Origin of the sequence: Providencia sp. PROV130, assembly GCF_028482225.1 — a bacterium.
Classification (GTDB): domain Bacteria; phylum Pseudomonadota; class Gammaproteobacteria; order Enterobacterales; family Enterobacteriaceae; genus Providencia; species Providencia rettgeri.
This window is the reverse complement of sequence record NZ_JAMPQC010000005.1, coordinates 93203-109502: the sequence shown is the minus strand read 5'-3', so window position 1 is coordinate 109502 and position 16300 is coordinate 93203. Positions and strand designations below refer to the sequence as shown.

General features: G+C 36.7%; 13 protein-coding genes. 4 read left to right on the top strand and 9 right to left on the bottom strand.

The window, feature by feature from the left end:
* The first annotated feature begins 81 nt into the window (after positions 1-81).
* A complete protein-coding gene (locus tag PSF28_RS04430) occupies positions 82-1089 on the top strand; it encodes a LacI family DNA-binding transcriptional regulator (RefSeq protein ID WP_210840189.1) in 1008 nt (335 codons plus the stop codon).
* Between the two features lie 160 nt (positions 1090-1249).
* Here the strand turns inward: PSF28_RS04430 and PSF28_RS04425 are convergent, their stop codons facing one another.
* From PSF28_RS04425 to PSF28_RS04400, 6 genes are all read right to left on the bottom strand, one after another.
* A complete protein-coding gene (locus PSF28_RS04425) occupies positions 1250-2221 on the bottom strand; it encodes an ABC transporter permease (protein WP_004905244.1) in 972 nt (323 codons plus the stop codon).
* 10 nt (positions 2222-2231) lie between these two features.
* A complete protein-coding gene (locus PSF28_RS04420; RefSeq protein ID WP_136134811.1) occupies positions 2232-3716 on the bottom strand; it encodes a sugar ABC transporter ATP-binding protein in 1485 nt (494 codons plus the stop codon).
* Between the two features lie 156 nt (positions 3717-3872).
* Entirely contained in the window at positions 3873-4733 is an 861-nt protein-coding gene (locus tag PSF28_RS04415) for an ABC transporter substrate-binding protein (protein ID WP_370661211.1), read from the bottom strand.
* A gap of 152 nt (positions 4734-4885) precedes the next feature.
* Positions 4886-5959 carry a zinc-binding dehydrogenase gene (locus PSF28_RS04410; protein WP_210840190.1) on the bottom strand — a complete coding sequence of 358 codons (1074 nt, stop codon included), beginning with the start codon at positions 5957-5959 and terminating at the stop codon, positions 4886-4888.
* 748 nt (positions 5960-6707) lie between these two features.
* Positions 6708-8009 (bottom strand): anaerobic C4-dicarboxylate transporter, encoded by a 1302-nt coding sequence (locus PSF28_RS04405; RefSeq protein ID WP_210840494.1) that lies wholly within the window; start codon positions 8007-8009, stop codon positions 6708-6710.
* A 70-nt stretch (positions 8010-8079) separates the two neighbouring features.
* Positions 8080-8808 (bottom strand): aspartate/glutamate racemase family protein, encoded by a 729-nt coding sequence (locus tag PSF28_RS04400; protein ID WP_272665517.1) that lies wholly within the window; start codon positions 8806-8808, stop codon positions 8080-8082.
* A gap of 459 nt (positions 8809-9267) precedes the next feature.
* Between PSF28_RS04400 and hypT the strand changes: the two genes are divergently transcribed.
* Entirely contained in the window at positions 9268-10176 is a 909-nt protein-coding gene (hypT, locus tag PSF28_RS04395; protein WP_004914205.1) for a hypochlorite stress DNA-binding transcriptional regulator HypT, read from the top strand.
* A gap of 104 nt (positions 10177-10280) precedes the next feature.
* Here the strand turns inward: hypT and PSF28_RS04390 are convergent, their stop codons facing one another.
* The 3 genes from PSF28_RS04390 to PSF28_RS04380 are packed head-to-tail and all read right to left on the bottom strand — an operon-like array spanning position 10281 to position 13116.
* Positions 10281-10994, bottom strand: a complete 714-nt coding sequence (locus tag PSF28_RS04390; RefSeq protein WP_210836947.1) for an MgtC/SapB family protein — start codon at positions 10992-10994, stop codon at positions 10281-10283.
* A 38-nt stretch (positions 10995-11032) separates the two neighbouring features.
* On the bottom strand, positions 11033-12280 hold the full coding sequence (locus PSF28_RS04385; protein WP_210836949.1) for an MFS transporter: 1248 nt from the start codon (positions 12278-12280) through the stop codon (positions 11033-11035).
* 14 nt (positions 12281-12294) lie between these two features.
* Positions 12295-13116, bottom strand: a complete 822-nt coding sequence (locus PSF28_RS04380; protein WP_109911954.1) for an MBL fold metallo-hydrolase — start codon at positions 13114-13116, stop codon at positions 12295-12297.
* Positions 13117-13462: 346 nt separating this feature from the next.
* On the opposite strand from PSF28_RS04380, the gene PSF28_RS04375 reads away from it, so the two are divergent.
* Positions 13463-15670, top strand: coding sequence for an extracellular solute-binding protein (locus PSF28_RS04375; protein ID WP_210836951.1), 2208 nt, complete (start codon positions 13463-13465; stop codon positions 15668-15670).
* 346 nt (positions 15671-16016) lie between these two features.
* Complete coding sequence (locus tag PSF28_RS04370) at positions 16017-16298, top strand: YtcA family lipoprotein (RefSeq protein ID WP_210836952.1); 282 nt, start codon at positions 16017-16019, stop codon at positions 16296-16298.
* Positions 16299-16300: the final 2 nt, after the last annotated feature.

The following is a 16300-nucleotide window of genomic DNA, read 5'->3' as shown; positions in this document are numbered from 1 at the left end:
CATTTTTTCTACTCGGATAATAGCAAAATGAATTGCTAATATATTCTTCCGGGTAATCATTAAAGGTTGACTAGTATAATTATGACAAAACAAGATAGCTCAACAACGATAATTGATATAGCCAAACGTGCTAATGTAACTGATATTACAGTCTCTAGAGCATTTAACCATCCTGAGATGGTAAAGAAAGAAACTCGAGATAAAATATTAGCTATTGCACAAGAACTCAATTATGTTCCAAATCTTTTTGCGCGTAATTTGAAAAATAAAAATAGCCGTATAATAGGTGTGGTCACTGACAGTACATTTAACCCATTTTATGTGGTACTTATTCAAACAGTTTCACGCTTAGCGAAAGAAAAAGGCTATCAAGTCATGATTTTTGATTCAGATAGCGATGAAAAAGCAGAAAAAACAGCAATTGAAACGTTAGTCAGTTACAAGGCGAGTGGCATTCTACTATCGCCAGTTCGTGACGATAAAGACTATCAACCAAGTTACTTATCATTAATTGACCAACATAATGTACCTTTGGTTTTTGTTGACCGTTCAATTTATGGTTATCAAAATAAGTATTCGGGTTTATTCTTGAAAAACTTTGAAATAGGCGCCTTAACAGGGAAGTTTCTTAACCAACAAAATAGTGAGAATACACTTATTGTTTCAGGGCCAGAAGGTTCAGAAATTAGTTTATCTCGTTTAGCGGGTATATATGAAAATTTTCCAAATAGAAAAAATATTAACGTTTTATACAGTAGTTATATGTTTAATAAGAATGATGAAGATTATCTAAGGAAAAAAGTCCAAGAGCTGTACACACCTAATATGTATATCGTTGGGTTGAATGGAATTATTACAGCAGGAATGTATAAAATTATTTTAGAATTAGGCCTTTCATGCCGCTATTTTTCTGTTGATTTACCACCCTATGCAGATACTTACCATTTATCTATTTCTGGTGTACATCATGATTCGGTATATCTTGGGGAATTAACTACAGATTTATTGTTTTCTGAGATAGAGCGAGATTCACATAAAGATTATAAGACTAAACAAATATTTGTTGATGGGAAACTTGTTGTTTATTAATAAGAATCAGAAATAAAGTACACTATGATTTTTATGTGTACTTTAAAAAATTCGAGTTGTATGCGAGCGCAGTCAACACCCATACAACTTGAAGTATGACAAATATAAATAGGCAGGTAACGATACCTGCCTATTTTAATGGTTATGAAGAACTATTTATTTAGCGTTTCATTGAACTAATTAAGGTCGCTCCCCAAATAATTAAGCCTTTTACAATATATTGAACATAAGGTGAAATACCTAATAAATTTAAACCATTATTGAGTACACCTAAGATCATTGCGCCAATGAGTGTGCCAATGATCATACCACGGCCCCCTGCGATTGAAGCGCCGCCGAGTACGACTGCAGCAATAGCATCTAACTCAAACCCTACCCCTGCGTTGGGTTGTCCACTCATGACTCGAGAAGTAAATATTAACCCAGCGAAAGCCGCAGTAAAGCCGCTAATGACGTAAACTAACATTTTATAACGTTCAACGCGGATACCACTGAGACGAGCGGCTTCTTCATTACCGCCTATCGCGTAAATATAGCGGCCAAAAGAGACATGATTTAGTACAACATAGAAAATAAGATAAAGGCCAAGCATTAATAAAATAGGAACTTGGATCCCCATTAATTCTTCGCGTCCCCAAAAAGCAAATTCTTGAGGTAATCCTGAAACTGGATAGCCACCGGTATAAATTAAGGCAAGACCTTTAGCAATGATCATGGCACCTAAGGTGACAATGATGGGCGGCATTTTACCATAAGCCGCTAAAATCCCATTAATAAAGCCAAAAGCAACACCGGATAATAACCCCAGAGCAATGGCTGCATAGGGATCCATTCCATAATATTTCATTAAGCCAGCCATCAAGGTTCCAGAAAGTGCCATAACAGCACCAACGGATAAGTCAATTCCACCGGTTAAGATAGCAAATGTCATACCGATAGCAATAATGGCATTAATAGACACCTGACGAGCAATAGTCGAAAGGTTATTTACAGTTAAAAAATGTTCATTAAAAATGGACATGCAGACAAATAAAAGAATTAAACCAACAAGTGGTAAAAATGCAGGTATTTTAGTTAACTTAGAAAAACTAAATTTATTTTTAGTTAATGGAATTGCACTTTGATTAGACATAGTCGTTATCCTATATAATATTGCCGGCCGCATGTACCATAATCTGAGTTGAGTTTATTTCGTCTCCAGTTAACTCAGCGGCAATTTCGCCATCTCGAAAAACCAAAACTCTATCACTGACACCAATAACTTCTGGTAGCTCCGATGAAATCATAATAATGGAAATTCCTTTTTCAGTTAGAGAGCGCATTAACTGATAAATTTCTGATTTTGCCCCAACATCAATTCCTCGAGTGGGTTCGTCGAAAATAAGAATTTTGGCTTGTTTATTTAGCCAGCGAGCAATAACAACCTTTTGCTGATTTCCACCACTTAAAGTAGAAACTGCAGTGTGAGGCTCTGGTGTTTTAACTTTTACTTGGGAAATTAGATCAATAGATAAAGTGAGTTCTTTTTTATTTTGAATTAAAAATAATTTTTGAGCATGATTGTTTAACCATATATTCTCTTTAACAGAGAAGGGCAATACAAGACCTTGGGTTTTTCGGCTTTCGGGTAATAAACCGATACCTAATTGCAGCGCAGCCGCAGCCGATTTAACTTTAACTTCTTTGCCTTCTAAAATAACTTTTTTCTTGTATGCTTTATCAGCACCAATCATGGCAAGAATAGTCTCTGTACGGCCGGAACCGACCAACCCCGCAAGCCCTAGAATTTCACCTTTTTTTAATTGAAGGTGGTTAGTTGGGCTATATGAAAAACGCTGAACTTCAGCATCTAAGATAACTTCTTGTTCATTAAACTGACGTTTATGAGGATAAATATTTTCAACTTCACGGCCAACCATCATTTCGATAATAACGTCTAAATCTGTTTCATCAACCTTACGTGACCCAATATATTGTCCGTCACGCAGTACACTGATGGTGTCACAGATTTCATAAATTTCTTCTAAATGATGTGAAATAAAAAACATTCCAACCCCTTTAGCTTTTAAATCACGCATTACATCGAATAAATGATTTGCCTCATTGGGTGTTAATGTTGCAGTTGGTTCATCTAATACTAAAATTTTAGCGTCTAAAGACAATGCCTTTGCGATTTCAACAAACTGCTGTTCCGCGATACTTAAATGGCTAATAGGTTCATCAATATTAATGTTGACACCCAGCTCAGCTAAGATTTCCTGTGATTTTTTTCGCATTAATTTTCTATCTAATAAACCAAACTTATTTTTTAACTCTCGATTTAAAAATATATTTTCAAAAGCATTTAAATAAGGAATAAGAGAAAATTCTTGGAAAATAATACCTACGCCAGCTTTGATTGCATCTCTGTAGTTATGAAAGGTGTGCTCTTTGCCTTCAATCAGGATTTGTCCGCTGTCAGGTTTATGTATTCCACATAACACTTTCATTAGCGTTGATTTACCTGCGCCGTTTTCACCTAATAATGCGTGAACCTCTCCTTTTTCGAGGGAAAGATTAATATTATCTAACGCCTTAACCCCAGGGAAAGTTTTGCTGACATCTTTTAATGCTAATAATTGCATCATATTGCTTCCCTATATTTCTCAACTGCTTAAAAATGGGTAACAAAGCCATTGGGAATTTTTATTCCAATATGCATTTAATAATTAATATTTATGAAAATGTATTGCACCGAACATCAGAAATATAGGTGCAATACATCAGTTATTGATAACTAGCGATTACCAGTGGAAATCTTTTGCATTGGTTTTGTCGATCAATTTAACATCAATTGGGACTTCTTTAGGAACATTGGCACCCCAGTATTTTGCTAAGCCCATTGCTAAACCAATACGCACTTGGTCACGAGGGAATTGCGCTGAAGTTGCAATAAATGGAGAGTTACCTTTGGCAATTTCAGCAACGGCTTCAGGAGAACCGTCAACACTCACTAATTTGACATCACGACCAGAAGATTCAATCGCTGCTAGTGCACCTAAAGAACCGACATCGTTAACACTGAAGATCCCATTGAGAGTTGGGTTCGCTTGCAGCATATTTTCGGTAACGTTCATCGCGGTATCACGTTCTTGTTTACCGTTCAATTTAGTTACAATTTTAATATTTGGGTATTCTTTCATCGCTGCTTCAAAGCCGCGAACTCGCTCAAGAATTGGCACAACAGGGATACCATCTAAAATGGCCACTTCACCTTTGCCGCCTAATGCTTCACCTAGACGTTTACCCGCCATTAAGCCAGCATCATAGTTTTTAGAACCGACGAAAGAGTCAATCGGACCATTTGCTTGGGCATCAATAGCGATAACCACAACGCCCGCTTTTTTCGCAGCCAGTACAGCCGTTTCTGCACCAACGCTATCGGCCGGGTTAATTAGCAGAATATCGATTTTTTTCTGTAACATATCTTCGATATCACTGGTTTGTTTTGATACATCATGAGCCGCATCAGAGATGTATAGTTGTGCACCCATATCACCCGTTGCGCTCTCTAAGGCTTCCTTCATGGTGACAAAATATTCATTGTTTAATTCTTGAAATGACATACCCACTGAAACTGGCTTAGCGGTAGCGTTAAAAGCCATACCTAAAGTCAGTACACTTGCAGCTACAGCCAACTTTTTAAATTTACTCAGCATAAGATGTTCTCCTAAAAGAGCGTTTAATTATATGTAGGGTTTTTACTTGTTTAGTGTTTATTTGAATTATCAATTATTACTACCAGTTAAAAATATGTTTATGGCTTGATGACGACTTTAATTGAGTCTGCCGATTTCGCCATGACAAAGGCTTCTTCCCAATCATCGATGGAGTAGAAGTGGGTAACGATATCATCAGCGCTAACTAAGCCACGGCTAAATAGGTCAATAGCGACTTCATAACTATATGGGCCTAAGTGAGCTCCGCGGATATCAAGTTCTTTGCGGTCACCAATGATTGACCAGTCAACGGTTGTTTCTTTACCAAACACGCTAAACTCAACGAAACGACCAAGCTTACGGATCATTTCTAGTCCTTGAGTAACACCAATTGGGGCGCCAGTTGCTTCAATATAAACATCACAGCCATAGCCTTCCGTCATATCTTTGACTAATTTGATGGCATCTTCTTTTAGTGGATTGATAACAACATCTGCACCAAATTTTTTCGCTAATTCAAGACGTTCATCGATCGCATCAATAACCACCAATTTTTTTGGTGTTTTTAATTTGGCGACTTGGATCATACATAGTCCAAGTGGGCCTGCACCAGCAATGACGACGACGTCATTTAAATCGATATCACCACGGCGTACGGTGTGGATAGCACAAGCCATCGGTTCTATTAATGCGGCATCTTTATCAGACAGTTCATCAGGGATTTTGTGGATAATGGCACGCTCTGAAAAACGCATATATTCAGCCATACCGCCATCGGCAACTTCTTTTTGGAAACCGTAAATATCATGGGTTTCACACATCCAGTATTTGCCTGATTTACAGAAACGGCATTCCCAACATGGAACAATTTGCTCAGCTAAGATGCGGTCGCCTACCTTTAATTTGAATTTTTCAGCGGAACCTTCACCGAGTTCAGCAACGCGCCCGTAAAATTCATGGCCAGGTACAACTGGTGCTTTGATCCATGGGTCATCACCCCAGAACATTTGAGCGCCATCATTGGCTTTACAGTCGCCAGCGCAGATCCCACATCCATCAACTTTGATGACAACTTCTCTAAATCCTGGTGCCGGTCTTTTAATGTTTTCAAAGCGATAATCATGTGGCCCATGACAAACAACAGCTTTCATTTTTTCAGGTAGGTTGCTCATGTTCTAAAACCTCTTTCTAGTTGTTAACCCTAATGTTGACGTCAACATTAAGCGTTTTTTTATAACGCATTTGCTTTAGTTTTTTTAACGCTTAACTATCAATAATGATATGTATGTAAGAAAAATGGTTGTTTAATGTTATAGAGAAAATAAATTCTTTTTAATATGACGACGTCGTCATTTTTGAAAGTATGAATTTAAAAAACTAAAACTTGTGATTTAACTCCTAATTTTAGTCACCTAAGTGAGTACTTTCATTGGAAAATGAGACTGTCAAAAGTGATTTTGTAACGTAATGAAAATTATAATAAAAATTTTATTTCATTCCTTTTTTCGTTTTTCAAGAAATGAATATGAAACCGAGTATAATTATTTTAACTATTTTCAGAAGCGGATAATTTATGCAAAAACATTTCAGCTCACACTTTTATATGAAAACAAATTTAATTTACATTAAATAAAGAGAATTAAAATGGTTAATAAAACGTTATTTTTAATTTATAAAATTTAATTTAAAAAATTGAATAGAATAATTGGGTATTTTTATGTGTTGTTAATTATGTTTTCTTTGCAGATATGCTTAATAGACATTAAAAAAGGCATTAAAAAAATAGCTTTATACTTTGTTATTGTATTTTGCCAATCTTGCAAAGTATAAAGCCAAACAGAGCCAAGGTTTAACTTCATTTTGTCAAAAAAATCATTTTGTTATCTTGTTGTAAATATGTGGATGCCTCACATCCTTATGTTAGACAATCATTGGTGCAATGATAAAACCGAAGGCGACACCTGCAATAATTCCACCTAGGCCTGGTAACATAAAAGGATGATTTAAAATATATTTTCCAACCCGAGTAGACCCTGTTGAGTCGAATTCAATTGCTGCTAATGATGTTGGGTAAGTGGGTAAGACAAATACCCCGGTGACGGCGACAAAAGAGGCCAAAATTGCCCATGTGGGAACATCTAAGGCAATAGCTAACGGAATAATTAATGGTGTTGTGGCACCTTGTGAATATAACAATGCACAAGTAAAAAACAGAACTAAAGCTAATAAAATAGGATATGCAGATAACACATCTCCAGCTATCGCTTTAATTTGGTCCATGTGTGCATCAACAAACGTTGTCCCTAAGGTGACAATACCCAATATCACCGCGAGTGAACTCATTCCTGAACGGAAAGTGGGTGCGAGAACGATTGAGTTTGGGGATGTTTTACAGAATATCACCATCAAACATGCTGCACTTAACATGCAGATGATAATAATATCGCGAGTACCCATAGGCTTGCCGATATCAAAGCCGGGACGCAACTGCGGAAAGGCAGCAAGGATGACAATTGCGACAGTGGCAATGATAAACAAGACAACTGAAAGCTTTTCTTTGGTGGTGCTTTCACCTGTTTTTTCTTCGTATTTATGGACTAAGCCTTTTTGTAAGCGCTCAAGATAAACTTCATCGTCTTCTAGTTCACAGCCTTGGCGTGATGCAATAAATGCCGCAACCATGGCTGCAACAAAAGAGGCAGGTAAGCAGACTGACATGACAACGATGAAAGTAACGCCATTGCCTTCCATTATTGTCAACATTGCCGCCATTGCGGCGCTGATTGGTGAACCTGAAATAGCAATTTGTGATGCAACCACTGAGCCTGCTAATGTTCTGGATGGCCGAATACCTGAATCTTTTGCGATTTCGGCTATCACTGGTAGCATAGAGAAAACAATGAAGCCTGTACCAGCCATGATAGTCATCACCCAAGTGATGATTGGTGCTATAATATTCAGGTACTTAGGGTTTTTACGCATAAACTTACTGGCGAGGCGTACGAGATAATCCATCCCACCCGCAGCTTGTAATGCAGATGCTGCTACCACGACGGTCATAATAATCAGAATGACATCAACAGGTGGGGAGCCAATAGGTAGACCAAACCCGATGGTTAAAACGGCTAATCCTAATCCACCGCAGAGTCCTATACCAATTCCCCCCATACGTATACCGAAGAATATTGCGCCTAATACAACAATGATTTCTAGCCAAACCATAATCGTCTCCAATAGACAATATATTGTCATTAGTAATATTAAAAATTAATTTTTGATATTTGATATAAAGTTAAATATTTTTATTTATCATTAAATTTTGTTTTCCGACTCTACTTTCATACCAGTGAATACTTGCTCTGACTAAGGTACTGGTTGAGTCGATATATTTATCTGGATAATTATTTATTTCATTTTCAAGAATGACGGGAACTTCAGTACAGCCAAGAACAATAATTTCTGCACCTCGGGAAAATAATGCCTCAGCTTGTTTTTTCATAATGGACTCAGCCATTTTTTTATTCCCTGATTTTAATAAATAAATGCTTTCCATAACATTGTCTTGGCTTTCTTTATCAGGGGTAATGCAGTTTAAATGCTTACTCTCTATATTTTTTTGATACAACCCCATATACATAGTGGCATTTGTTGCAAGTAATCCGATGTTTTTTTTCTTGGTTGCTAGCACTTCTTTCATTGTCGTCTCAACAATACTTAGCATATCGACGTGGCAAATATCTTTTAGTTCACTAAACCAATAATGTGCGGTATTACAAGGAATAACAATACATTCTGCACCTGCATTTTCTAATTTTTTTAGATAGTCTGTCATTAAAGGTAGAGGTGATTCACCATGGTTTAATAGCGCCTCTGTTCGATCCGGTATATCAGGAATAGATGATATAATTAAAGGGATATGCTCTTGATCTCTATTTGCTACGGTATAATTAACGAATTTATTAAATAAATCGACAGTAGCGGCAGGTCCCATACCACCTAATACACCAATTAAACCTTTCATTTTAATACCCCTGCATTTCATTAGCCTTTTTATAAAATAAAAATCAATAAATGCTTATCTTTCTTCATTTATTTAACATATCGGTTGGCATTAAAAGAATTATTAAATTAAATATTGCTGCCTAACCTATGGTTAATATTTATCAATGTTTATCTCGGATGAGAAATGCAAGTAAGTATGGGTTGATGCAAGATATGCATTAAGTTTTTTATTTAAAATAAAATTATTTTAATAAATTGCTCTGAGAGCCTGAATAGACTAGGTTTTATGATGTGAATAATTTAAATAAAATTAATTTTTGATTTTTGTTAATGTTTTAAATAGTAGGGCTATGCATAATACAAATAATGTAACTACAAATTTGGTTTGGTTGTTTAACTAATTATTAACGTAAGATATCAATAAAAATACTTTTAATTTCTTATATTTTAACAGCAAGTCAATTTAAGGCTTAATAAGATGAAAAATATAGAAACAAAATGGCTATATGATTTTTTAACACTAGAGTCGTGCCGACATTTTTCACATGCAGCAGAACAACGAAATATTTCTCAGCCCGCATTTAGCCGTCGTATTAAAGCGTTAGAGGAAGCTATTGGCGTTGAATTGTTTGATAGAACGACTTCCCCTTTACAGTTATCCGAAGAGGGAAAAATTTTTCATTCTCAAGCGCGTAGTTTATTACAACAACTGGAATGTAACTTAAATGAATTATCCGGCCACAATGTATTGAGTCTACCAAATATTAAAATTGCTGCCGCTCATTCGTTGTCATTAACATTACTGCCTAAATTAGTCCATGGGCTGTCCGGTTACGGTGAGGAGTTTGTTTACCATGTTGAAGCCATTGATGTCGTACAGGTTGTCAACGCATTGAGAGAAGGGAAGAGTGACTTTATTATCTCATTTTATGATGAAGATCTCATGCAATCTCCATTTTCCTCATTGAATGTATTTGAATCTGAATTATACCCAATTTGTGCCGCAGATGAGCATGGTAAGCCGCTATTTGATATCTATCAACCTCAAGTGCCGTTGTTGAATTACACAAGTGCTTCATATATGGGAAGGTTAGTTAATCGTCGGTTAAGTGAATTTGGTACGATCAATTCGAAAACACTTTTTATGTCATCAATGAGTGAGTTATTAAAAAATATGGCGTTGGATGGCCATGGCATAGCATGGTTGCCCATTTATTCTGTAGTGAATGAATTGAAAGAAAAAAAACTCGTTTGTCTGGATACGCCGGAATTAACGATACCTATCCAAGCTTATATCTACCGTATGGATACACGGCTAAATAAAACTGCAGAGGACTTTTGGCGTATTTTAAAAAAGAATATTCCGGAGGATTTACGGCACTTATAGTGTCGATGGGTAATTTATAGATAAATAACCTGCTAAAATAAACAGGTTATTTAAATAATTTACATTTTATTTAGCGAAAATATATCACTTTGAAAAAGAAAGAATTAGTGATCTAAAGAAACAGAATGGACATACTCCAACTGTTTTAAGGAACAGTAAAATTCAGGCAAAGTGATTTTTTGGCGTACTAATAGCTTTAAATTTACCTCGACGCGCTCTTTCTTGATATCTCTGATGGTGAGATTTTCAATTAAGTCTTTGTGACCTTTTAGGTACTCAATAAGCAAAGGGACACCTTTTTCATGCGTAAATAGCATTCGAACTTTAATTTTTCCTAGTTTTTGGTTTCTCATCTGAAATAAAGCAACTTGAGGACTGAGTTGTATTGCTAAGAAAAAAAGAATTGTAACGATGATAGCATGCCAGTAGAACCCTGAACCACAGGCAATTCCAACACCGGCTGAAGCCCAAACAATGGCTGCAGTTGTTAGACCTGAAATGGCATCATCACGACGATGCAATATAACACCAGCGCCTAGAAATCCCACTCCGCTAATTATTTGTGCAGCTAATCTCATTGGGTCGCTACGTATATTGTCAGAGATATTGGCGTAATACTCCGCTGATTGAATAGAAACGATGGTTAATAAACAGCTGGCAACGGCGATAATAACACAAGTTTTAAACCCAACAGGTTTTCCCTTTGATTCACGTTCTAAGCCAATTAAGCCGCCTAAAATGAAGGCGGCAACTAGTTTAGCAATACTTGATAGTGATAAAGGGCCAATGGTGTCAACAAACTGTATAAATAAATCCATGGCTTGCTCCTGACGTGACCTTACCCTTTCCTTAATTTTTATTGTGCTGCAACGCGATTTGCTGGTTTTTCGCTTTCCCCATTTTTCTTTTTAGACACATCGTCTTTAAAGAAGAAAATAAAGAAAACAGTGACAATCGCGGCGACGATAGCTGGGTAATGCCAGAATGTTCCCCATTGTGGTAATGCTGCGCTACCTGTTTCTGTGACAGTTGAATTAAAGATTTCACCACAAATTGTTGAAGCAAATAATAAGCCAAAGCCATTTGAAACAATAAAGCGTAAACCTTGAGCTTGCGCTCTGATCTCAGGTTTGGCTTTACGGTCAACGTAGATATCACCTGCCGTAAAGAAGAAGTCCCAACATAATCCTTGAAGCATCAATCCGAAAATAATGAAGTAGAAACCGGAATCTACTGCGGCATAGGAGAATAACATTGAGCGAATAATCCAACTTACCGCGCCAAGAAGTAAGGTGATTTTGAAACCGAACTTCATTAAGAAGAATGACAGCACAAACATAAATAGGACTTCACATGCAATACCAATTTGCATGATAGATGCCGCATTATCGAATCCAAGTGTTTTAATAAATACAGGGATATAAGCGGAGTAAGCTGTTTTCGGTATCATTAATACAAAGATACTAAACATTAAGATAGCGAAATAGCGGTCTTTAAATAATGAAAGTGCATCTAAACATAGAATATCTCTAGCGGAGAAAGGTTTACCTTTCGCTTTTGGTGGTGTATTTGGCAAAGTAAAGCAGTAGAAACCTAGTAATACAGCAACAGCGGATGCGATATACCAAGTCATGGTACTACCCGAGAAGCCCATTTCCCCTAATATAAATCCGATAGCCATAAAACCGAATGTGCCAAATACACGAATAATAGGGAAATATTTCACACCATTAATATGAGAGAAGCTGATGCTATTAGAAAGCGCAGTTGTTGGATAAAACAGTAGCCCAATAATAAAAATCATAAACAGGGTCATGCCGCTATTGTGTGCCTCAATAAATTGAGGAACACATAGAATAACGGCCGCATTAATTAAATGCAGTGTTCCCATTACTTTTTGTGAAGCAAAGAAACGGTCAGCAACCATACCAATGAATAAAGGGGAAATAATGGTTGCTACACCTAATAAAGCGTAAGCATTACCAATGATGTTTGCCATCCCATAAGTACTTAACACAAGTCCCATTGTCATATTCCATGCGCCTTGCATGAAATATTGCACAAACATCATGATCAGTAAGCGAGAGGTTATTTTCATATCCATGATTAGTTTTCCTCTTAATATGCTTCTAGCGTTAATCCGTCATAAGCAACGCGGATATTATAAGGTGCACAAACCGCTTCTAATTCATCATGAAGTAATTTGCCACTATGGGAAATATGTGAAACAGCAATTTGAGTTTCTGAATGCAGGCAGCCTTGTTGCTGCAGTTTTTCTTTAGCTGCAAAGACGGTTTCTAGGCTCATATGATTATCTGTACGATTTTTCCCATTGAGCCCGTAAGTGCATTCAAATACGACGATATCAAGTTGTTTATTTTCCAACCATTTCCATGTTAATTCAGGGAACCAACCTGAATCATGTCCATAAAAAATAGCTTTTCCATTTTTTTCAATATGATAGACATAGCAGAGTTCCCATTTGGCATGGTTTGCAAGTAATGGCGTAATTTTATAACCGTTTCTTTCGACGGTGACAAAAGGGATTAAACAGTGGAAATCGAAACGCTCTTTACTGTATCCGGGTAGAACGTCAAGGCAGCCATTAATTGCTCGGTCATTACCAAAAATATGTAATGGATGGTGAATTTCAAAGCCATAACCTTCCATGCGGCTGAATAAATCGCCGACATTAAAATGGTCAGGGTGAGTATGGGTAAATAGTAAGCTTTCAAACTTAGTTGCATCCATTCCGTCACGCATTAACTGATAGCTAAATGTCGGGGAAACATCGATCAACATAAGATCATCCACAATCGCGGAAGAATGGGTTCTAATATCTTTTCCTCCAAGCTCTCTTGCTTTTTGGCAGTGCTCACAACGGCAGAAAGGATTTGGTATGCCTTCAGAAGCCGCGGTGCCTAAAAAGTGAAGTTTCATAATAATTACCTGTATTTTATAGTTTTATTTTGGAATTTTTGATCCCTGGTGTTGGTGTTCAAATAAAAAACAAGTTTATTTGAACGTTCCAATAATAATGCTGAGAGTTATCATTGCCAATAAATGTTATTTAGATCAGTGATCTCATTCAAAGATTATTTTTTATAATATTGATTTTGTTGTTATTTAATATCACCCTGCAAAAGAAAGGTAAGAAGAGTAATCTTTATTTTATTCGTTTGTTTTATAAGCCAATTAAAGATGGAACGTTCAAATCAATTATCAGTAGTCGTGATGAATAATTCAGGTATGCTATTGGCAGCAACAATCAAGGTGAAAAAGACAAATGGCAACAATCAAGGATATCGCAAAATTAGCAGGTGTTTCTCATGGAACCGTTTCTAATGTTTTGAATAAACGGGGGAATGTGAGCGTTGAGAAAATTGAAGCAGTCTATAAAGCCGCCAAGCAAATGGGGTATCAGTTAAATACACAAGCTCAATTATTGAGAACCAATAAGAGCCAGAAGGTCGCAATACTATTACCGCAATTGGTGTCTGATAAGTATGCAATATTTTTTAATTCATTTAGGCAATCTATGGCTCAGTATCCAGAGATAACTTATGATCTATTCTTAACGGATGATCTGGAAACGACAGAACTAGATGCATTACAAAAAATTGCGGCTGGCGGCTATAAGCAAGTCGTAGCAGTCAGTTGTTTGCAAGATGCCGCTATCTATTTTGACACCTTAAAATTAGCCGCTTCTCAAATTATTTTTATTTATCGTCAGCCTGCAAACGCTTACCATTTTTTCACATTGGATTACTCTCAGGCAGCTGATGCCATTTGCCAACACATCGCGACAAGTCGAAGCCAGCTAGTGGGTATTTTTAGTGATGATCATGGTGATTTAGAACACGCCACCTTTGTCAGTGAGTTACAAAATAACCTTAAACAGCAGGCCCCGAATAAAAAATTTATTATTATTCGTGCTTCTAATGATGAATCTTACAAGGCGGCTTTTGATTTTTTCTCTGAGGAGCAAATACCCGATTTATTTGTTGCTGAAGACATTGAAAAAGCTAGTTTTTTAACCCAAGCAAGTTTTTTTGGTAGTGAAGGTGATTGCCCTGCAATTTTTGCTTTAAGTGGTAACATTCCTCCGATACTAAAAGGGTTACATTGTTTCCCAATGAACTATGCACAATTAGGGTTGGAAGTGGTCGATGAACTGATGAGAGAAGATCACGAAAAGAAAACGGTGGGGAAGAATACTGTCTACGTTCGTAATCAAAGTGGTAACCTTTATACGGCAACATCGGCAATAATTACTGGCAATAAATCCGATCCAACCTTAAATTTACTCATCTTACCCAGCCCTTCAACAAACGCACTTAAAAAACTACTGCCACATTTTTATCGACAAACAGGAATTAAGGTTAATTTAGCAGTTTATCCTTATGATGAAGTTTACCAAATCTTAGGGCAGCTCCACTTACACCCTTATTATGATTTACTACGTATCGATATGGCCTGCTTTCCTTGGTTTGCGGAACGCATCTTGCAACCGTTAGATAAAGTAGGGAATGGGGTGACTGATTTATTAAGTAACTTTTCCTTACCGACACAGCAAAAATTTAGTTTGGTGAATGATACTGCTTATGCAATGCCATTTGATGCCAGCGCACAAATGTTATTTTATCGTAAAGATCTCTTTGAAGATCCTATTTTAAAAAGAATGTATTACGAGAAAACAGGACAAGAACTAATAGTACCGACTTCTTTTGCTGAATACGATCAGGTAACCCAATTTTTTACAGAGTTACATGAAGAAGGTGAGTTTTTAAGGCCTATCGGTGCATCAACGACGTTAGGCAGCGCAGGGTTAATTGCCACTGAGTATTTATTAAGGTATTACGCGGCAGGTGGAAAGTTAATAAGTAATGGTAATATTCCTAGATTAGAAATGCCATTAGCGGGTCAGGTATTAGATGAATACCTCCATCAGGTTTCTATTACAGAAAATATTCATAATAAATGGTGGAGCGAATCAGTCAATCAATTTGAGCAAGGGAAACTTGCTATGCTGATTGCTTATATGAACCTATTTAACGATGTTGCTCACAGTAATATTTTTCCTAAAATTGGTTTCGCCTCTGTACCAGGGGGAGTTCCTCAATTGGGAGGTGGGGCATTAGGGGTATCTCGCTATAGCCAAAAAACGCATTATGCAGAACAATTTTATCGTTGGCTTTATTCACCAATAGTCATGGATCACCTCATTTTATTGGGGGGCAACAGTAATCATCAAGATTTCAGCCATAATCAAGAGGTTTGCTATCGCTACCCATGGATGCCACTGGCTTATCAAGAAATAAATCGAGGTATCCGTGAATCTTCAATTCCAAACGGTAAGTTGTTTAATTTGCGCCAAGCTGAAGTCATTATTGGGCAAGGAATTACTAACGTTGTGAATAAAATCATGACGATAGATGAGACGATTGAGTATATTAACCAGCGCTTATTGGTTGATACGCAAGGTGAGAGGTAAATAGCGGGTTAATTGGTATTTTAAATCAGCGGATAAACAAATGCTAAGCTGTCACTACATTTCAGGGTTATCCGCATAAGCCAGTTGCGATACAAGGCGTTTTGTTTAGTCATTTTTACCGGTAGGTATAAAGTAAAAACAGCTTTTGAAGTAACCCTCTATTGCTCTCTCGGGATGAGTATCGGCATTTGGTGGCTGGTTTATGTATCTTTAATTCATTTTTTTATTTCATTTCATTGTATAGGTTTAATAAACTTTCGATTTATCATTCGATTATTATTTAAAAAGAGTTATAGTAGTGATTAATTAATAAGTTAATTAATCATAATATGATAGGTGAGTTATCTTGAGCTTAATTAGAAAATATCGCCATATTATCAGTGTTAGCCTGCTATCCTTATTGTTAATGGGATGCAACCAAGGACATTCCCCATTATTCCCAATGTTAGGCGCTTATTTCCCTTATTGGATGCTATGTGTCTTAATTGGATTGGTTGGCGCTATATTATTGCGTGTTGTTCTCGTTTATTTAGAAATTGATGATAAGTTGCCTTTTCCTCTGATGTTTTACTTTGGTGTCTTGTTGACAATCTCTATTACCGTATCCTTACTTTATTTTTCTCATTAAAT